Annotated in this window: 10 protein-coding genes; 6 read left to right on the plus strand and 4 right to left on the minus strand. The window is 70.8% G+C overall.

What is annotated here, in order from left to right; genetic code table 11:
- Positions 1-45: 45 nt before the first annotated feature.
- The 4 genes from AB0I66_RS32400 to galE all read left to right on the plus strand — a co-directional run bounded on the left by AB0I66_RS32400 (position 46) and on the right by galE (position 7,874).
- Positions 46-3,537: a CDP-glycerol glycerophosphotransferase family protein gene (locus AB0I66_RS32400; protein ID WP_363211525.1), complete on the plus strand. Its 3,492-nt coding sequence runs from the start codon at positions 46-48 to the stop codon at positions 3,535-3,537.
- Entirely contained in the window at positions 3,534-5,123 is a 1,590-nt protein-coding gene (locus tag AB0I66_RS32405; protein ID WP_363211526.1) for a hypothetical protein, read from the plus strand. The genes AB0I66_RS32400 and AB0I66_RS32405 overlap by 4 nt, the downstream gene beginning before the upstream one ends.
- A gap of 35 nt (positions 5,124-5,158) precedes the next feature.
- Positions 5,159-6,817 carry a glycosyltransferase family 2 protein gene (locus AB0I66_RS32410; protein WP_363211527.1) on the plus strand — a complete coding sequence of 553 codons (1,659 nt, stop codon included), beginning with the start codon at positions 5,159-5,161 and terminating at the stop codon, positions 6,815-6,817.
- A gap of 73 nt (positions 6,818-6,890) precedes the next feature.
- A complete protein-coding gene (galE, locus tag AB0I66_RS32415) occupies positions 6,891-7,874 on the plus strand; it encodes a UDP-glucose 4-epimerase GalE (RefSeq protein WP_363211528.1) in 984 nt (327 codons plus the stop codon).
- Positions 7,875-7,891: 17 nt separating this feature from the next.
- On the opposite strand, the gene AB0I66_RS32420 is transcribed toward galE, so the two are convergent.
- Positions 7,892-8,524 (minus strand): TetR/AcrR family transcriptional regulator, encoded by a 633-nt coding sequence (locus tag AB0I66_RS32420; protein ID WP_363211529.1) that lies wholly within the window; start codon positions 8,522-8,524, stop codon positions 7,892-7,894.
- Between the two features lie 115 nt (positions 8,525-8,639).
- Between AB0I66_RS32420 and AB0I66_RS32425 the strand changes: the two genes are divergently transcribed.
- Both AB0I66_RS32425 and AB0I66_RS32430 read left to right on the plus strand, forming a co-directional pair.
- A complete protein-coding gene (locus tag AB0I66_RS32425) occupies positions 8,640-9,551 on the plus strand; it encodes an ABC transporter permease (protein ID WP_363211530.1) in 912 nt (303 codons plus the stop codon).
- Positions 9,544-10,356, plus strand: a complete 813-nt coding sequence (locus tag AB0I66_RS32430; protein WP_363211531.1) for an ABC transporter ATP-binding protein — start codon at positions 9,544-9,546, stop codon at positions 10,354-10,356. Before AB0I66_RS32425 ends, AB0I66_RS32430 begins: the two co-directional genes overlap by 8 nt.
- An 18-nt stretch (positions 10,357-10,374) precedes the next feature.
- Here AB0I66_RS32430 and AB0I66_RS32435 read toward each other — a convergent pair whose 3' ends face one another.
- The 3 genes from AB0I66_RS32435 to AB0I66_RS32445 form a co-directional block, all read right to left on the minus strand.
- Positions 10,375-11,517: a glycosyltransferase gene (locus AB0I66_RS32435; protein WP_363211532.1), complete on the minus strand. Its 1,143-nt coding sequence runs from the start codon at positions 11,515-11,517 to the stop codon at positions 10,375-10,377.
- On the minus strand, positions 11,514-14,411 hold the full coding sequence (locus tag AB0I66_RS32440; protein WP_363211533.1) for a bifunctional glycosyltransferase family 2 protein/CDP-glycerol:glycerophosphate glycerophosphotransferase: 2,898 nt from the start codon (positions 14,409-14,411) through the stop codon (positions 11,514-11,516). The genes AB0I66_RS32435 and AB0I66_RS32440 overlap by 4 nt, the downstream gene beginning before the upstream one ends.
- Before the next feature lie 155 nt (positions 14,412-14,566).
- Positions 14,567-19,513 (minus strand): NAD-glutamate dehydrogenase, encoded by a 4,947-nt coding sequence (locus tag AB0I66_RS32445; RefSeq protein ID WP_363211534.1) that lies wholly within the window; start codon positions 19,511-19,513, stop codon positions 14,567-14,569.
- Between the last annotated feature and the right edge of the window lie 109 nt (positions 19,514-19,622).

Raw genomic sequence — 19,622 nt, forward strand, 5'->3', positions numbered from 1 at the left:
ACGCCCGTACTCCCATGATTGCTCCCCCGTGAAAGGCCGGTCGCCGTGCAGCCCCGTCTCAGCGTCGTCGTGCCCATCTACAACGTCGAAGAGTTCCTGGAGGAGTGCCTGGAGTCGATCGCCGGGCAGACCATGGCCGACCTGGAGGCCGTGCTCGTCGACGACGGCTCCACGGACGGCAGCCCGCGGATCGCACGCGAGTTCGCGGCGAAGGATCCACGGTTCGTCTATGTGCGCCAGCCGAACGCGGGCCTCAGCGCCGCCCGCAACACCGGGGTGCGGCACGCGACGCCGACCGCCGAGTACCTGACCTTCGTCGACAGCGACGACGTCGTGCCGCACGACGCGTACGCCCGGATGACCGCGAGCCTGGACTCGACCGGGTCCGACTTCGCCAGCGGCAACGTCTGGCGCCTGAACGAGCGCGGCCGCCAGCAGGCCTGGCAGTACAAGTGGCTCACCGAACCGCGCTCGCGCACCCACATCAGCCGCGACCTGGAGCTCCTCGCGGACCGCGTCGCCTGGAACAAGGTCTTCCGGCGCGCCTTCTGGGACCGGCACGGCTTCACCTTTCCCGAGGGGAAGCTGTACGAGGACACGCCCGTCATGATCCCCGCCCACTTCCTCGCGGGGTCCGTGGACGTGCTCAGCGACCACGTCTACTACTGGCGCGTGCGCGAGGGCTCGATCACCCGGCGGCGCACGGACGTCAAGGGCGTGCGCGACCGGATCGCCGCGTGCGCGCACGTCAGCGCGTTCCTCGCCGAACACGCGCCCGAGATGCGGAGGACGTACGACACCTCCTGCCTGCGCGACGACTTCGTGTATTTCCTGGAGGGCCTGCCGATGGGCGGGCCCGAGTACCGCGCAGCCTTCGTGAAGGGCGCCGCCGCGTTCCTGCGCCGCGCCGATCCGGGGGTCATCGCGGGCCTCCCGGTGTCCCTGCGGGTGAAATGGCACCTCGTGCGCGAAGGGCGCACCGCCGACCTGATCGACCTGCTCACCTTCGAACAGCGCAACAACAAGAACGCCTTTGAGGTCCGCGGGGTGGTGCGGCGCAGCGCCGCCTATCCGCGCGGTTCCGGCGGTCACATCCGGGTGCCGCAGGAGATCGCCCGGCTCGGGCGGGGCGAGCTGCCGGTCATCGCCCGGGTGCGGGAGGCCGGCTGGAGCCCCGACGGGCTGCTGCGGATCAGCGGATACGCGTACGTCCGCAATCTGGAGGCGACGCGTCCGGGGCATTCCGTCAAGGCCGCCGTCCTCAAGTCGACCAGCAGCCGCACCCAGTTGAGACGGGTCGCCACCCGGACGGTCGCCGCCCCGCAGGCCACCGAGAACTCCCGGCAGCGGCTGCACTGTTACGACCTCTCCGGGTTCGAGATGACCGTCGACCCCGAGCAGCTGAAGACGGGCGGCCGGTGGCGGCCGGGCAACTGGCTGCTCGGCGTGGTCGTCGCGGGCCACGGTTCGGTGCGGCGGGCCGCGGTGCGCCCGCTGGACGGGTCGGCCGCGCAGTCCGTCGTACGCGAACTGGGCGACGGGCTCCGTCTCGTCCTCGGCTTCAGCAAGGGCCGCCTGGTGCTGCGGATCCAGGAGTACGTGGCGCGGGTCGACGCCCATCACCGGGACGGCGACGACATGGTCCTGAGCGGCCATCTGCCCAGCCATCTGCGGCCCAAGGCCCTGCGCCTGACGCACAAGCACACGTCGGCGGAGTTCGACTACCCCGTCACGCTGCCGGGCGACGACCGCTTCGACGTACGGGTGCGGCTCGCGGACCTGGAGGACATCCCGCCGACCCCGCACCTGGCCCCCAAGGAGGTCGAGCCCCCGCACGGCGACCGCTGGCAGGCCAACCTGGTGCTGCCCGACGGCAAGCTGAAGTCCCTGGCGGCGGCCCTCGACCTGCTGCCGGGGCGCTACGCCTCCCGCGCGGAAGGCCGCGAGCTGTGCGCGTCGGCGAACGACCAGGGCCAGTTGGTCGTCGAGCTGACCCGGCAGCCCATCGCCGACCGGGTGGCGTGGAGCACGGACGGCACGCTGACGATCGAGGGCACGGTGTCCGACGCGGGCCGGGACGCGGCGGAACTGGTGCTCCGGCACAGCGGCAGGGACGAGGAGGTGACCGTCCCGGTGGAACGTTCCGCCGGGCGCTTCCGGGGTGTCGTGGCGCCCGGGGGCGGAGTGCTGCGCGAGGGGCGCTGGTACGCGTTCCTGCGGGATGCGGGAGGCGACGGGGGTGGGAGCACCGCGCACGGCGCTTCGGGGGACGGCATGCCCGTGCGGCTGCTCGCCTCCGTTTCCGCCGCGTTCCCGCTCCACCAGACCGTGGACGGACGGGAGTTCACCGTCGACCGCCGGTTCGGTGACCGGCTGCTGCTCGAAGCCGGGTCCGTGCTCACCCGCGGCGAGCGGGGGGCGTACCGGCAGCACCGGCTGCGCACCGCGCACTACCCGCAGCAGCGCACCAAGCCCCTGCGGGACGCGGTGCTCTACTTCGACGGCGACTCCCCGCGCGCGGTCCACGAGGAGCTGGTGCGGCGCGGCGCGGACGTCGAGCACCTGTGGGTGACGCAGGACCAGCAGACGCGGGTGCCCGCCGGGGCGAAGGGCGTGGAGGAGCACAGCACGGCCTTCCACGAGGCGCTCGCCCGCTGCCGGCGCATCGTCACCGCGGGCCACCTGCCCGACTTCTTCGAGCGGCGGGACGGGCAGACCGTCGTACAGACCTGGAACGGGGCGCCCCTCAAGCGCATCGGCACCGACCTCACCGACACGCTCTACGCCGATCACGGCCACCTCGACGTCCTGCCGAGGCTCTCGCGCCAGTGGGACGTGCTCGTCTCCCCGAACCGCTTCTCGACCCCCCACCTGGGGCGCGCGCTCGCCTACGAGGGCGAGGTCATGGAGGCGGGCTCGCCCCGCAACGACGTGTTCTTCTCCGACGACCGCGCCAAGGTCGCCGACCGTGTGCGCCGCGAGCTGGGCATCGCCCCCGACAAGCGGATCGTCCTGTACGCGCCGACCTACCGGGACCACCTCGCCTACTCCCCCGGCCGCTTCCGCTACGAGCCCGCGCTCGACTTCGCCGCGGCCCAGGACGTGCTCGGCGGCGACCACGTCCTCCTCGTGCGCAAGCACCCGCTGACGGCGGGCCGGCTGCCCGGCGCCCGCGCGCCCTTCGTGCGCGATGTGTCCTCGCACCCCCGCACGGCCGAACTCCTGCTGATCGCGGACGTGTTGGTGACGGACTACTCCTCCCTGATGTTCGACTTCGCGCACACCGGGCGCCCGATGCTCTTCCACGCCTACGACCTGGAGCACTACCGCGACACGGTCCGCGGCTTCTACCTCGACTTCGAGACCAGCGCCCCGGGGCCGCTGCTCGCCTCCACCGGCGAGGTCGTCGAGGCCCTTCGCGACCTGGACTCGCTCACGGCGCGCCACGCGGAGGCGTACGCGGCGTTCCGCGAGGCCTACTGCGACCTGGACGACGGGCAGGCGGCGGCCCGTGTCGCGGAGAGGCTCATGCGATGACCGTGGCCACGCTCGGGACCCACCGGGAAACCCACGGCGCGACGGCACTGAACAAGCACAAACGGTGGCGGCCGAGCCCGTACGTCGTCTTCGGCGGGCTCTTCTGGATCGTGATGTCGCTCGCCTTCTGGCGGGTGCCGATGTGCTGCGACTTCGGGCAGCACGCGGCGGTCATCGAGCGGCTCAAGGCCGACCTGCTGCATCCGCGGCACCCGATGGCGGACCTGCCGGGCGCGGGCAGCCCGTACTACTCGCCGTACGCGGTGGCGCAAGGCCTCTTCGCGCGGGTGACCGGGCTCCCGGGCTGGGAGGTCGTGAAGCTGGCGGGCCCCCTGAACCTGCTCGTGCTGCTCACGGGCCTCGGCCGGTTCGTGAAGGTCCTGACGCCGCGTCAATGGGCGCCCGTGCTGGCCCTGTTCGCGATGGTGCTGCTCTGGGGCACCCGGATGGCGTGGTGGAGCGGCTACCTCGGCCTGATGTCGATGACGGGCAACCTCGCCTACCCGTCGACGTTCGCGATCGGCCTGGCGTTCTGGGCGTTCGGCTGGGCGGGCTCGCTGGCGAAGTCGCCCCGGGGCGTCATGGCGTACGTGGGTCTCGGCGCGCTGTGCGGGGTGATCCTGCTCGTCCACCCGATCTCGTCCGTCGCGGCGGTGATCGGAGTGGTGGCGTTCGCGGCCTCCGGCCCGCGGCCCTTCGCGGGGCTGTGGAAGTGGGCGGCGACCGCCGTGACGGCGGCGGCCCTCGCGGCGAGCTGGCCCTACTTCTCCGTCTTCTCGCTCGTCGGTGACGAGAGCGTCGACTGGATCCACCGGCAGCTCTACACGGAGATGCCCCAGCGGTTCTGGCTCGCGCTGATCGGCCTGCCCGCGCTCGCGCTCAGGTTCCGCCGGAACCGGCGCGACCCGCTGGTCCTGATGTTCGCGCTGGACTGCGCGGTCGTGGCGTACGGCTGGCTGAGCGGCCACTACACCTACGGCCGCATCATGGGCCTGACCCTGGTCCCGCTCCAGTTCGCCCTCGCGATCGAACTGGCGGCGCCCCGGCCCTGGCGCCGGTGGCGCATGACCCTGGGGGGTGTGGCGGCGACCGGAGCGGCCGTCGGGTTCTTCGCCCTCCAGGCGGGCGCCGTCGTGCCGCGCGCGCTCGACCCGGTGGGCTTCGACCAGCCGCCGCGCTGGCCGGGCTACGGCTGGGCGGTGAGCCGGATGCACCAGGGGGACGTCGTCCTGACCAACGGCTACTACCCCACCCGCTCCCTCCCCGCGTACGGCGCCAACCTCGTCGCCCCCGCCTGGCCGGACGCCTCGCTGGCCGAGGACACGCGCAACCACCGCCTCCAGAAGGTGCGCGACTACCTCTCCGAGGAATCGACCCGCGCGGAACGCTCGCGGATCGTCCGCCGCTACGACGTGCGCTGGCTGCTGCTCTCCCCCGACCAGAAGGTGCCCGCCGAGGCCGTGGTGGTGGCGTGGGGGCCGCGGACGGGCGAGGTGCTTGCGCGGATCGGCGGCGGGAACACGGGTGCAGGAGACGGCGACAGGGATACGGGAGAGAGCAACACGAAACAGCCGAAGACCCCCTAATCGGATAATTACCGGAAACCTCTAAAATTTCCCACGTGGACCCCTCTCTGTCTCCCTCGCCCCCGCCGCCCCCGTCGTCCCTGTCGCCCCAGGTCTGCGTCGTCGTGATCGGCTACAACGACGCCGCGCACATCGCGGACGCGGTGCGCTCGGCGCTTGCCCAGGGCCCCGCCGTCCGCGAGGTGATCGCCGTCGACGACTGCTCGACGGACGGCAGCGACGAGCTGCTCGCGGCACTCGCCCGGGAGGACCCGCGCGTCAAACCGATCCGCCGCGCCATCAACAGCGGCGGCTGCGGAACCCCCCGCAACGACGGCATCGAGGCCACGACGTCCGCGTACGTGATGTTCCTCGACAGCGACGACGTGCTGCCGCCGGGCGCGGTGGACGCCCTCCTCACGGCCGCCGCGCGGCATGACGCCGAGGTCGTCACGGGCCTGTGCGTACGCCGTGAACTGCCCTCCGGGCGCGAGACGCCCTGGCAGCCCATGCTCTACACGAAGCCCCGCCTCATCGCCCGCCCCGAGCTGCGCACCCGCCTGGTCCACGACACCCTGTGCGTCAACAAGCTCTACCGCACCGACTTCCTGCGAAAGCACGCCCTCCGCTTCCCCGAGGGCCACTTCACGTACGAGGACTTCGTCTTCACGGCCCGCGTCCTGGCCGCCGGGCCGCGCATCGCGCTGATCACGGCCCCCGTCTACGTGTGGAACGTGCGGCGCACCGCGGCCAAGCTGTCGATCTCCCTGGACCGCTCCGGCATCGACAACTGGCGGGCGCGTCTGGAGGCCCACCGTCAGGCCGTCGAGATCCTGCGGGAGGCGCGGAGCGCGTCGGGCGACGCGGGCAAGCGGCTCGCACGGGCCGCGCGCGCCAAGTTCATCGACCACAGCCTGCGGATGTACGCGCGGGAGCTCACCACACGCAGCCCGGAGTACCGGAGCGAGTGGTGGACGGCCACGCGCGCGTATCTCGCGGCCTTCGACACGGCCGATCTGGACGCGGCGCCCGCGCCGGGCCGCATCATCGCCCGCGTGATCCTGGCGTCCCCCGAGCCGCGCGACCTGACCCGCCTCCAGGAGGTGGCCGCCCGCCCCGCGCGCCTCTCGCCGCCCTACGCGCGATCGGCCGACGGCACCACGCCCACCTGGTCCGACGACCTCCCCCAGGTGACCCTGGACCACCTCCTCGTACGCCCCATCCGTCTCCTCCCGCTCGCGGTGGACGCGGAGCTGCGACCGCGCGCGGGCGGCAGCCGCCTCACGCTGCGGCTGCACGAGCTGTACGGGCGGGTGGCCGAGGCGGGCCCGACGACGGTCGACGTGGAGCTCGTGCCCAGGAGCGGCGAGGGCCCGGTGCTGCGCCGCACGGCGGCGTTCGGCCCGACGGCGGACGGGGAGACCTGGCTGACCGAGGCCGTCCTGGACCTGGGCTCGCTCGGCGGCGGCGTATGGGACCTGCGGCTGCGCCTGCACTTCGGCGACGGGACGGCGCGCGAGACGACGGCGCGCGCGGTGGCGGGCCCGGGGCTGCTGCGGCGCACGGCGCTGCCGTCACTGCGGGGCATCCTGCTGGCCCAGCCGTACCGGACGCAGGCGGGGAACCTGGCGGTGCGGCTCGCGCCGGGGCTGCGGGGCGTGCTTGGGGTGGCGCGCAGGCGGCTCGCACGATGGGTGGGCGCAGCGGGTCGCTGACGCCGCCCGAACACAGACCTCTGCGACACTGCACAACCGTTCACCGGAACTCACGGAAGAAGGCTGACTGACGATGACCTGGCTGATCACCGGCGGCGCCGGCTACATCGGGGCCCATGTGGTCCGCGCCATGACGGAGGCCGGTGAGCGGGCCGTGGTCTACGACGATCTGTCCACGGGCATCGCCGAGCGCGTCCCCCAGAACGTGCCGCTGGTGACGGGTTCGACCCTCGACGCGGACCTGCTGTCCCGCACCCTGAGGGAGCACGCCGTCACGGGCGTGGTGCACCTGGCGGCGAAGAAGCAGGTCGGCGAGTCGGTGGAGCAGCCGCTGCGGTACTACCACGAGAACGTGGAGGGGCTGCGGGTCCTGCTGTCGGCGGTCACGGAGGCGGGGGTCGCGTCCTTCGTGCTCTCCTCGTCGGCGGCCGTGTACGGCATGCCCGACGTGGACCTGGTGACGGAGGAGACGCCCTGCCTGCCGATGAGCCCGTACGGCGAGACGAAGCTGGCGGGCGAGTGGCTGGTCCGCGCGACGGGCCGGGCGCACGGCCTGTCGACGGCGTCGCTGCGGTACTTCAACGTGGCGGGCGCGGCGAGCCCCGAGCTGGCCGACACAGGCGTCTACAACCTCGTCCCGATGGTCTTCGAGAAGCTCACGGACTGTGCGGCGCCGCGCGTCTTCGGCGCGGACTACCCGACGCCGGACGGCACCTGCGTACGCGACTACATCCACGTGGCGGACCTCGCCGAGGCCCACGTCGCGACGGCCCGCAAGCTGGCGGCGGCGCCGCGCGGCACTGACCTGACGCTCAACATCGGCCGCGGCGAGGGCGTCTCGGTCCTGGAGATGACCACCCTGATCAACGAGGTGACGGGCTACGACCTGCCGCCCACCGTGGCCCCTCGCCGCCCCGGCGACCCGGCCCGGGTGGTGGCATCCGCGCACCGCGTCGCCGCAGAACTCGGCTGGTCGGCCAAACGGGACGTACGCGAGATGGTGACGTCGGCCTGGGCGGGCTGGCTGCGCACGCATCCGGGGGCGGCGCGGGGGTAGCTTCCGTCAGCTTCGTCTCACAACGCCCGCAACGCCGCCGCGGTAGCCGTGGCGAGGCTGGCCAGGTAGCCCTTGGGGAGTTCGGCCCGCACCACCACCGACCGCCAGTACAGCGGGCCCGACACCAGGTCGAGAGCCAGGTCCTCGTCCACGCCCTCCCGTACCTCGCCCCGTGCCACGGCCGCCCGCACGATGCCGTTCGCCACTCCGTGCTGGCCCTCCCGCAAGGCCTTCTGCAGGGCTTCGGCGATCTCCGGGTTGCGTGCCGCCTCTGCCTGCAGGTCGGGGATGACCTGCGAGGCCACGGGGTGCCGCAGGGCGCGTGACGTCACCTCGTACAGCAGCCGCAGATCGCCCTCCAGGGAGCCGCTGTCCGGCATCGGCAGGCCCTGGACCGCTATCGCCGACACCAGGTCGAGCACGAGGTGCAGCTTGGAGCGCCAGCGCCGGTAGACGGCGGTCTTGCCGACGCCCGCGCGGCGTGCGATGCCCTCGATGGACATGCGGGCGTACCCGACCGCCGCGAGCTCCTCGAAGACGGCGGACCTGATGGCCTCGGTCACATCCTCGCGGAGCACCGCCGCACCCGCGGGCGCCCTGCGGCGCGACCGATCACGCGGCTGTTCATCTCCTGGCCTGCTCGTCGTCATGCGGACAGCATAGAACGTGACGACGATACGGTTGCGTTCCGACGTCCCCTCGCCCTACTCTCGACGTGGCGACGATACGGGTCCGTCCCGACGTAACGAGTAAGGAGCAGCGGTAGTGAGTCAGGTCCTCGACGCACCACCCCGCACGGCGGCCCCGGCCCCCGACCCGGCCGAGCTCGCGGCCCGGTACGGCCTGACCGTCAGCGGCGCCCGCCCCACGCTCCCCGGGTACGTCCGGCAGCTGTGGCAGCGCCGCCACTTCATCACCGCCTTCGCGACCGCCAAGCTCACCGCCCAGTACAGCCAGGCGAAGCTCGGCCAGGTCTGGCAGGTGATGACGCCGCTCCTGAACGCGGCGGTCTACTACTTCATCTTCGGCGTGCTGATGAACACCAAGCACGACGTCCCCGACTACGTCCCGTTCCTGGTCACCGGCGTCTTCATCTTCACGTTCACGCAGAGCTCGGTGATGGCAGGCACCCGCGCCATCGCCGGCAACCTCGGCCTGGTCCGCGCCCTGCACTTCCCGCGGGCCGCGCTGCCGATCTCCTTCAGCCTCCAGCAGCTCCAGCAGCTCCTGTTCTCCATGGGCGCGCTGGTCGTGATCCTGCTCTGCTTCGGCGTACCGCCGAGCCTGTCCTGGTTCCTGGTGGTCCCGATCCTGGTCCTGCAGTTCACGTTCAACACGGGCCTGGCCCTGGTGATGGCCCGCCTGGGCAGCAAGACGCCCGACATCGCCCAGCTGATGCCGTTCGTGCTGCGTACGTGGATGTATGTGTCCGGGGTGATGTGGAGCATCGACGCGGTCCTGAAGGACCAGCACCTGCCGCACGCGCTCCAGGTCCTCCTGGAGTGCAACCCGGCCGCCATCTACATCGACCTTATGCGCTTCGCGCTCATCGACAGCTACCGGGCGGGCCAGCTCCCGGACCACGTCTGGGCCTGGGCCGTCGGCTGGGCGCTGCTCGCCGGCGTCGGCGGGTTCATCTACTTCTGGAAGGCAGAGGAGACGTACGGCCGTGGCTGACACCAGGAACGACACCAGAAATGACAGCGCCCCCACCGTCATCGTCGACCAGGTCGACATCGTCTACCGCGTCCACGGCGCCGGCGCCACCGCGGGCCGCGGCAGCGCGACCGCCGCGCTCGGCCGCATCCTCAAGCGCGGCGGGAAGGACGGCGAGGAGTCCGGCGTACGCAAGGTGCACGCCGTCAAGAAGGTGTCCTTCACCGCCCACAAGGGCGAGGCCATCGGCCTGATCGGCACCAACGGCTCGGGCAAGTCGACCCTCCTGAAGGCGGTCGCGGGGCTCCTGCCCGTCGAGCACGGCCGCATCTTCACCGACGGCCAGCCCTCGCTGCTCGGCGTGAACGCGGCCCTGATGAACGACCTCACCGGCGAGCGCAACGTCCGGCTCGGCGGCCTGGCGATGGGCATGTCCCGCGAGCAGGTCCAGGAGCGCTACCAGGACATCGTCGACTTCTCCGGCATCAACGAGAAGGGTGACTTCATCACCCTCCCGATGCGTACGTACTCCTCCGGCATGGCGGCCCGCCTCCGCTTCTCCATCGGCTCCGCCAAGGACCACGACGTCCTGCTCATCGACGAGGCCCTGGCGACCGGCGACCGCTCCTTCCAGAAGCGCTCGGAGGCCCGCATCCGCGAGTTGCGCAAGCGCGCGGGCACGGTCTTCCTGGTCAGCCACAACAACAAGTCGATCCGCGACACGTGCGAGCGAGTCCTCTGGCTGGAGCACGGCGAGCTGCGCATGGACGGCCCGACGGCGGACGTCCTGAAGGAGTACGAGCAGTTCACCGGCGGCAAGAAGTAGCCCCCCGGGGGGGCCGCCTCACCGCTCCAGGAACGCGAACAACTCCTCCCAGCGCCGCACGACTTCATCCGTCGTGTAGCGCTGGATGTTCACCCTGGCCAGCTCCCCCATCCGGTCCCGCAGCTCCTTGTCGGACATCAACGTGTCCAGCCTGCGCGCCAGTTCACCCGTGTTCCCGAGCCGCGCGAGCAGCCCGTCCACACCGTCCCGGACGATCTCGTGCACGCCCGGCGCGCAGTCGAAGGCCGCGCACGGCACGGCGGTCGCCATGGCCTCCATCAGCGCGAGCGGGAAGCCCTCGCCCCGCGACGACTGGACGAAGACCGACCCGCCCCGCAGCGCCCCCGGCACGTCGCTCGTGCTCCCCATCCACTCCACGGAGCCGTCGAGGCCGAGGGACGTGCACTGCTTCTTGAGGATCTCCTCGTCCTCGCCGGAGCCGTAGATCCGCAGCGTCCAGTCCGGGTGCAGCGGCGCGACCTCCGCCCAGGTGTCGAGGAGCATGTCGATGCCCTTCTGGTCGTGCAGCCGGCCGATGCTCGTGACGACCTTCTCGGTGCGCCGCGAGGGCACATCGGGCATGAACGGCAGCGGGTTCGGCATGAAGGACGCGTTGTCCATGCCCTGCCTGATCCACAGGTCGGCGTCCTCGCGGGTCAGCGCGAGCATCCGGTCGACGTTCTTGTAGTGCTTCTTCACCCGCCCGAAGCGCGAACACGCCCGCGAGTACGCGAACGACTCATGGCTCATGCCGATGACCGTCAGGCCCGTGGTGTCGGCGAGTTCGACCCACTCCATCGCCCACACCTGCGTGACGATGACGACGGCTCCGGTCCTGGCCCGCGCGAAGATGGCGGTCAGCTTGGCTGCCTGCTCGTGCATGCCCTGCTCGCGCCGCGTGCGCTGCCGGTGCTGGGCCACGTTGAGCCGCCCCTTGATGCCGCGGGCCGGTCCGACGCGCGGCGGGTGCTCGTCGTACAGCGTCGTGGTGGGGTACGGCAGGTCCGTGCCGATGTCCTGCGGTACGCCGGGCTCCGTGATGCCGATGACGTGCACGCGGTGGCCGCGCCCGACGAAGAGGCGGGCCATCTGGTGGGACCAACTGGTGACCCCGCCCAGCTCGTTGACGCTGTTGGAGACGAAAAATATGTCCCGGTTCACTTGCCGCTCCAGTGCGAGAAGAACTGATCGACGACGCTCTTGGCGGCATCGCCCCGGTCGTACTCACCGAACTCGGCCACGAACCGCGCCCGCGCGGCCGCGTACGCGAGGACGTGCTCGTCCAGCGCCTTCAGCGCCCCGAACAGTTCCTCCTCGGTGTCGACCACCGGCCCGGGAGCCCGTTCCCGCAGGTCGAAATAGGTGCCGCGGCCTTCGTGGACGTACTCCTCGTAGTCGTAGGTGAAGAACAGCATCGGCCGGTCGAGGAGCGCGTAGTCGAACATCACGGACGAGTAGTCGGTGATCATCGCGTCCGCGAGTTCGTAGAGCGGCGTGACGTCGTGGTGCGCGGAGACATCGATGACGCTGCCGCGCACGGAGGGCGGGAGCACCACGTGGTTCAGATAGTGCGAGCGCACGAGCAGCACATAGCGGTCGCCGAACTCCTCCGCGAACCGCTCGACGTCGAAGGGCAGTTCAAAGCGTCCGTGCCGGCCGCCGTGGCGCCGGAAGGTCGGCGCGTACAGCAGCACCTGCTTGTCCTCCGGGATGCCCAACTCCGCTGCCAGCGGCCCGCGTTCGCGCACCCCGCTCGCGTCCTCGGCCCGCTTCGCGCGCACCAGCGCGTCGTTGCGCGGGTAGCCGACCCGCAGCAGCACCTTCTCCTTCAGGCGCAGGGCCTTGGCGAGCGTCCGCACGTCGTGCTCGGAGCGGACCAGGAAGCGGTCGAAGCGGTCGAGCACCCGCTCCTGCTCGGCCTGCCGCGCCTTGCTGCGCAGCTTCCATGCGGGCTCGTCGAAGCCCATGCGCTTGAGCGCCGAGCCGTGCCAGGTCTGGATGTACGTCGTCCCGGGCCGCTTGGTGAGCTTGAGCGGGTAGCTCTGGTTGTCGACCCAGAACTCGGCCTGCGCGAGGGCCCGCAGATACGGCAGCGACCAGCGCCGCACCAGCGTGGCGTCCCGCGGAAAGCCCTCCGGACTGCCCGCGTAGGACCACACGGCGTCGAAGTCGAGGCCCTGGCGCCGCATCTCCTCGTAGATCGCCCGGGGGCTGTCGCTGTACTGCTTGCCGAGGTGGCTCTCGAAGACGACCGTGCCCTTCTTCACCGGCAGCCGGCTGAACACCTCGTCGTACACGCGCAGTTTGCTCTGCCCGGAGGTGATGTCCTTGCGCAGCTTCTTGGCCCTGCGGAAGCCGGACTTGGCGAGCCGCCCCGGCACGCCCTGCGTCCCGCGCGCCACGAGGTCCTGGATCCTGCCGCTCGCCGTCTCCCGCGTGACGAGCCGGAACGCGAGATGCCCGCGCTGCGAGACCTCGGGCTCCATGTGGTCGGCGACCAGGCGGGTCAGCCGCGGCCGCACCGGCAGCTTCCCCTCGGCGAGACCCGGGTCGCACGCGGTGAGCCGCGTCCGGGTGCGCACACCGTCGGCGGTCAGATGCAGGCGCACGTCCCACACCGCGTCCACGACCCCGAGGGGACGCAGACGCCGCGCGAGGTCGACGGATGCCTCCCAGACGATGACGTCACCCTCGTGCCGCACGGCGGAGACCGGGAAGCGGAACGTCTGCAGGCTGCGGCGGCGCGCGCTGAACTCAAGCTCGGCGGTGAGCACGGCGTCCGGGCCGACGACGCCGAGCGGGTTGGTGACGCGGCCCGCCATGCGGACGGTCCCCGCGGACTCCTCGTACCGCGTCAGGACGTTGCGCAGGAACATCTGGTCGAGCCGCTTGGTGTGATAGCCGAGCTCGGTCACGTCCAGGACGTGACGGCCGAGCGGGTCGTCGAGATGCTCGGCGCACCAGTACACGCGCCCGTCCCGCTCGGCGAGCGGTGCGGAGAGCTTGTCGCGGTTGGTGAGGGTGTCGACGGCGGGCAGCAGGTTCGCCCAGTCGCCCTGCTCCAGGAGGTAGGCGCAGATGGCCTGTATCGGCTGCACCTCGTCGTACGCGGCGTGGTCGATCCCGGCGAGATAGTCGCGTGCGAGCCCGGCGAACTCCTGCCGGTAGGCGGCGTCGCGGAAGGGCAGGTCGCGCAGGTGGAGCACCAGGTCGTGCTTGAGGTACTTGACGTCCTTGGCGAGCCGCACGTCGTCGAGGCCACGCTCCGCGAGCAGGGCGTCGATCCGGCGATGGATCTCCATCCGGTGCTGGAAGTTGACCATCTCGTGGCGCCGGTTGCTCACCGACTTCACCGGGCCCCGCGCGTAGACGTGCCAGAAGTAGACCTGGTTCGGGATGAGCGTGATGCGCCCGGCGGCGAGGTAGGCCTCCGCGATGAACATCAGGTCCTCGTAGAACATCCCTTTCAGGAAGCGCAGGCCGTTCTCGACGAGGAAGTCGCGCCGGTAGAGCTTGTTCGTGGACAGCGTGTCCCAGACGAACAGGTCGGTCAGCTCCTCGACGGAGTCCAGGGTGCGGGTCCTGGCGTACAGCCACGGGTACCACTGCTCGCGCTTCTTGTTGCGCGTGTCCATGTGCACCCGTACGCAGAGCCCGGAGACGATGTCGGAGCCGTCGCGCTCGGCGGCTTCGAGGAGGTTGCGGCAGGCGTTGCGCTCCAGGACGTCGTCGCTGTCCAGGAACATCACGTGGCTGCCGACGGTGTGCCCGATGCCCACGTTGCGGGGCTCGCCGCATCCCCCGCTGTTCTCCGGCAGCTGGTAGGCCCGCACCCGCTCGGGGTGCTCGGCGGCCATGCGCTGCGCCGTCTCGTACGAACCGTCCGTGCTGCAGTCGTCGACGATGACGACCTCGACGCCGCGCAGCGTCTGGTCGAGCACCGACCGGACGGCGGTCGGCAGCCGCTCGGCGTCGTTGTAGACGATCACCACCACGGACACATCGGGGCGCTCTGGTCGCTCCCCAGGCGTCCCCCGCTCACCTATCGCTCCCATGTGTCCCTCCAGTCAGATGCCGGCTCTTCCTCCTAATTATCGCTATTGCCCGATTAACGCTCTTCAGGGGGGTGTGAACGGCCTAGTCCCGGTACGCGAAAGGGGGCGCCCCGAGCCATCAGGCCCGGGGCGCCCCCCCATCTGCGTACGACGGACTACGAGTGCGTGCGCAGCAGCGTCCTCATCGTCCGCATGGCGACCGACAGGTTCGCCAGGTCGAACGCGTCCGAGCTCTGGATCTCGTCGAGCGTGGACCGCGACCGGCTCAGGATCGCCGCGTTCTTCTCCTCCCAGGCCTTGAAGCGCTGCTCGGGAGTGTCCTCGCCGTTCCCGGCGGCCAGCACGTCGGCCGTCAGGGCGGCGTGCGCCGCGTACAGGTCCTCGCGGATCGACGCACGCGCCATCGACTGCCAGCGGTCGGCCCGCGGCAGCTCGATGATGCGGTCCATGAGCTGGGTGATCCGCAGCCGGTCCGCGAGGTCGTAGTACACCTCGGCGACGGCCATCGGGTCCTTGTCCGTGCGGTCGGCGATCGCCACGATGTCGAGCGAGGGGAAGGCCGACGAGAACCCGGCGACGCGCTGCGCCAGTTCGTCGGGGACGCCCGAACCCACCAGCTCCTCGCGGATGCTCTGGTACCACTCCTGGTCGGAGCCCCGCAGCAGCTTCGGCAGCTCGGTCCAGACCTCGGCGACGCCCTGACGGAAGAAGTCGATGGTCTCGGCGAGCTGGAGCGGCTGCGGCCGGTTGTTGAGCAGCCAGCGCGTGCCGCGCTCCACGAGGCGGCGCGAGTGCAGCCGGATCTGCGTCTGGACATCGGCCGCCACGACGTTGTCGAGCGCCTCGACCGCGTCCCAGACCTTGCTCAGACCGAAGATCTCGCGGGCCGCGAGCTGCGCCCGCACGATCTCCTCGAGCGAGGCTCCCGTCTCCTCGCGGAGGCGGTGCAGGAACGTCGAACCGCCCGTGTTCACCGTGTCGTTGACGAGCACCGTGGTGACGATCTCGCGGCGCAGCGCGTGCCCGTCGACCTGCTCGGGGAACTTCTCCCGCAGGGCCGCGGGGAAGTACGCGTGCAGCAGACCGCGCAGGTAGTCGTCGTCCGGCAGCGTCGTCTGGATCAGCTCGTCGGCCGCCGTGATCTTCGTGTACGCGAGGAGCACGGCGAGCTCGGGCTGGCTGAGCCCGCGGCCGGAGCTCAGGAGCTCACGGATCTGCCGGTCGCTGGGCAGGAACTCCAGGCCCCGGTCCAGGTGACCGTCACGGCCCAGACGGCGCATGAAGCGCTGGTGGGCGTGGAGGAGGGACGGGGACTGGGCGACCGCGTTCGACAGGGCGGTGTTCTGCGCGTAGTTGTTGCGCAGGACCAGGGTCCCGACCTCGTCCGTCATGGCGGCGAGGAACGTGTTGCGCTGCTTGACGGTCATGTCACCGGCGCCGACGACCGCGTTGAGCAGGATCTTGATGTTCACCTCGTGGTCGGAGGTGTCCACGCCCGCGCTGTTGTCGATCGCGTCGGTGTTGATGCGCCCGCCGGCCTGCGCGAACTCGATGCGGCCGAGCTGGGTCAGGCCGAGGTTGCCGCCCTCGCCGACGACCTTGACGCGCAGGTCGGCGCCGTTCACGCGGATCGCGTCGTTCGCCTTGTCGCCGACGTCGCTGTTCGACTCGGCCGACGACTTCACGTACGTACCGATGCCGCCGTTCCACAGCAGGTCCACCGGCGCCTGGAGGATGGTCTGCATCAGGTCGGCCGGCGTCATCTTGCCGACGCCCTTTTCGATGCCGAGGGCCTCACGGATGTGGGCGTTCAGCTGGATCGCCTTGGCGCTGCGCGGGAAGATCCCGCCGCCCGCGGAGAGCAGCTCCTTGTTGTAGTCGGCCCAGGAGCTGCGCGGCAGCTCGAAGAGCCGGCGGCGCTCGGCGTACGAGGTCGCGGCGTCCGGCCTCGGGTCGATGAAGATGTGCCGGTGGTCGAAGGCGGCCACCAGGCGGATGTGCTCGGAGAGCAGCATGCCGTTGCCGAACACGTCACCGGACATGTCGCCGACGCCGACGACCGTGAAGTCCTCGCTCTGCGTGTCGGTGCCCAGCTCCCGGAAGTGCCGCTTGACGGACTCCCAGGCGCCGCGGGCGGTGATGCCCATGCCCTTGTGGTCGTACCCGGCGGAACCGCCGGAGGCGAAGGCGTCGCCGAGCCAGAAGTTGTACGACTGGGCGACCTCGTTCGCGATGTCGGAGAACGTCGCGGTGCCCTTGTCGGCGGCGACGACGAGGTACGTGTCGTCCTCGTCGTGGCGCACGACGTCGGCGGGCGGCACGACCTCACCGGCGACCAGGTTGTCGGTGATGTCGAGCAGCGCCGAGATGAACGTCTTGTAGCAGGCCACGCCCTCGGCGAGCCACGCGTCACGGTCCACGGACGGGTCGGGCAGCTGCTTGGCGACGAAGCCGCCCTTGGCGCCGACGGGCACGATGACGGTGTTCTTCACCATCTGCGCCTTGACCAGGCCGAGGATCTCCGTGCGGAAGTCCTCGCGCCGGTCGGACCAGCGCAGGCCACCGCGGGCGACCTTGCCGAAGCGCAGGTGGACGCCCTCGACGCGCGGCGAGTACACCCAGATCTCGTACGCCGGACGGGGCGCGGGGAGCTCGGGGATGGCCTGCGGGTCAAACTTCATGGAGACGTAGTTGTGCGGCTTGCCGCCCTCCGCCTCCTGGAAGAAGTTCGTGCGCAGCGTCGCCTTGATTACCGTGAGGAAGGAGCGCAGGATGCGGTCCTCGTCCAGGGAGGCGACCTGGTCGAGCGCTCCGTCGAGCTCCTCCAGGAGCCCGTCGGTCAGCTCGGTCCCGGCGCGCTGGCGGTCCGGGGACATCCGCGCCTCGAAGAGCGAGACGAGCAGCCGGGTGGTGTGGACGTTGTTGAGGAGGGTGTCCTCCATGTAGTCCTGGCTGAAGGTGGAGCCCGCCTGGCGCAGGTACTTGGCGTAGGCGCGCAGCACCATCGCCTGGCGCCAGTTGAGCCCGGCCCGCAGGACGAGCGAGTTGAAGCCGTCGACCTCGGCCTCGCCCTTCCAGGCGGCGGAGAATGCCTCCTGGAAGCGCTCGCGGCCGTCGTCGCCCAGGTAGTCGCCGTTGCCGTTCTGCGACTTGGGCAGGCGGAGACCGAAGTCGTAGATCCACGCGTTCGTGCGGTCCGTGCAGCGCAGCTCGTACGGGCGCTCGTCGGTGACCTCGACGCCCAGGCGCTGGAGGACCGGCAGGACGGCGGAGAGCGAGACCTGGCCGCCCGAGCGGTAGATCTTGAAGCGGCGCTCGCCGGGGGCCGCGCCCACCGGCTCGTACAGGCTGAGGGCGAAGTCCTTGTGCCCGAGCTTGAGCTGCTCCAGGTGCTGGAGGTCGGCGACGGCCGCCCGCGGGGAGTGGTCGGCCTTGTAGCCCTCGGGGAAGGCGCCGGAGTAGCGGCGGAGCAGCTCGGCGGCGCGCTCCTCGCCGCACTCGGCGGTCAGCGCCTCGGCGAAGCCGTCGGCCCAGGAGCGGGCGGCCTCGACGAGCCGGGCCTCGATGCGGTCGGTGTCGGCGTCGGTGAGCTGCGGAAGCCCGCCGCCCGGCGCGACACGGACCACGAAGTGCAGCCGGGAGAGGATCGACTCGGTGTTCCAGGCGGTGAAGTCGACGCTGGTGCCGCCGAGCTCCTCCTTGAGGATGTCGATGATCCGCAGCCGGACGCCGGTGGTGTAGCGGTCACGCGGCAGGTAGACGAGGGCGGAGTAGTAACGGCCGTACTCGTCCTTGCGCAGGTAGAGCCGCAGTCGGCGGCGCTCCTGGAGGTAGAGCACGGACGTGACGATGGCGCGCAGCTCGTCGGGCGGGGTCTGGAAGAGCTCGTCGCGCGGGTAGGTCTCCAGGATCTGCAGCAGGTCGCGGCCGTCGTGGCTGTTGGGCGAGAAGCCCGCGCCCTTGAGGACTTCCTGGACCTTGCGGCGGATGACCGGCACGCGGCGCACGGACTCGGTGTACGCGGCGGACGAGAAGAGGCCGAGGAAGCGGCGCTCCCCGATGACGTTGCCGTCGGCGTCGAACTTCTTCACGCCGACGTAGTCGAGGTAGCTGGGCCGGTGCACGGTGGCGCGGCTGTTGGCCTTCGTCAGGACGAGGAGCTTGTGCTCGCGGGCCTTCGCGCGCGCGTCCGCGGGCAGCCGGCTGAAGGAGGGGCTGACCGGGTGGTCCTCCTCCCCGTCGTGCTTCGGGTCGGCGCGCAGGATGCCGAGGCCGGTGCCGGGCACCGCGGAGAGCGAGTCGTCGTCCGTGAGGACGTACTCACGGAAGCCCAGGAAGGTGAAGTGGTTGTCGGCGAGCCAGCGAAGCAGCTCGCGGGCCTCGTCGACCTCCTGGTCGCGCAGGTCGTCCGCGGTCGGCTCGGTGGGGAGCTCGTCGGCGATGCGCAGCGCGGCGTCGCGCATCTTCTCCCAGTCCTCGACGGTCTCGCGTACGTCGGAGAGGATCCGGAGCAGATCGGCGCTGATCTGCTTCAGGTCCGCGCGGTCGGTCTCGCGGTCCGTCTCGACGTGGATCCAGGACTCGGTGACCGCGTCGTGCGGACGCTCGGTACCGGGGTCGGTGAGGACTTCGAGCAGCTTGCCGGTCAGATCACGGCGTACGACGACCTGGGGGTGGATGACGACATGGATGCCGCGCCCCTGCCGCGAGAGCTCGTTGGTGACCGAGTCGACCAGGAAGGGCATGTCGTCCGTGACGACCTCGACGACGGAGTGGCTGCACGTCCAGCCGTTCTCCTCGACGGTCGGGGTGTGCACACGGACGTTGGCCGTGCCCTGCGGGCGGTTCTCGGCCAGCCGGTAGTGGGAGAAGGCTGCTCCGAAGACGTCGACCGGGTCACGGTCGGCGAGGTCTTCCGGGGCGGTGTGCAGGTAGTAGCGCTGGAGGAACGCGAGGGCCATGTCCTCGTCAGGAGTGGCCTCGTCGCCCTTCGACCCGGTCGGTGCCCCATTCGGTAGGCGGCCACCGACCGGGCTGTTCTCAGCTACCCGGGCCGCCCGCGTGAGCAACTCGGCTTTGGCTTCGTCCAGCTTGGTCTGCATTGTCCTCTGACTCCTGTCGCGCGCCGTTGCGTGACGTAGAAGGAAGTGATCCGACGTAACGCCGCGACGCGGGGTCTCCGGTCGAAGTCGACGTTATGCCGCGGTGAGA

Origin of the sequence: Streptomyces sp. NPDC050439, assembly GCF_040655335.1 — a bacterium.
Classification (GTDB): Bacteria; Actinomycetota; Actinomycetes; order Streptomycetales; family Streptomycetaceae; genus Streptomyces.

Excerpts from the sequence above, each read along its gene's own strand:
- AB0I66_RS32405 (WP_363211526.1), top strand. The coding sequence starts at position 3,534 with ATGACCGTGGCCACGCTCGGGACCCACCGGGAAACCCACGGCGCGACG.
- galE (WP_363211528.1), top strand. The coding sequence starts at position 6,891 with ATGACCTGGCTGATCACCGGCGGCGCCGGCTACATCGGGGCCCATGTG.
- AB0I66_RS32420 (WP_363211529.1), bottom strand. The coding sequence starts at position 8,524 with ATGACGACGAGCAGGCCAGGAGATGAACAGCCGCGTGATCGGTCGCGC.
- AB0I66_RS32445 (WP_363211534.1), bottom strand. The coding sequence starts at position 19,513 with ATGCAGACCAAGCTGGACGAAGCCAAAGCCGAGTTGCTCACGCGGGCG.
- AB0I66_RS32440 (WP_363211533.1), bottom strand. The coding sequence starts at position 14,411 with ATGGGAGCGATAGGTGAGCGGGGGACGCCTGGGGAGCGACCAGAGCGC.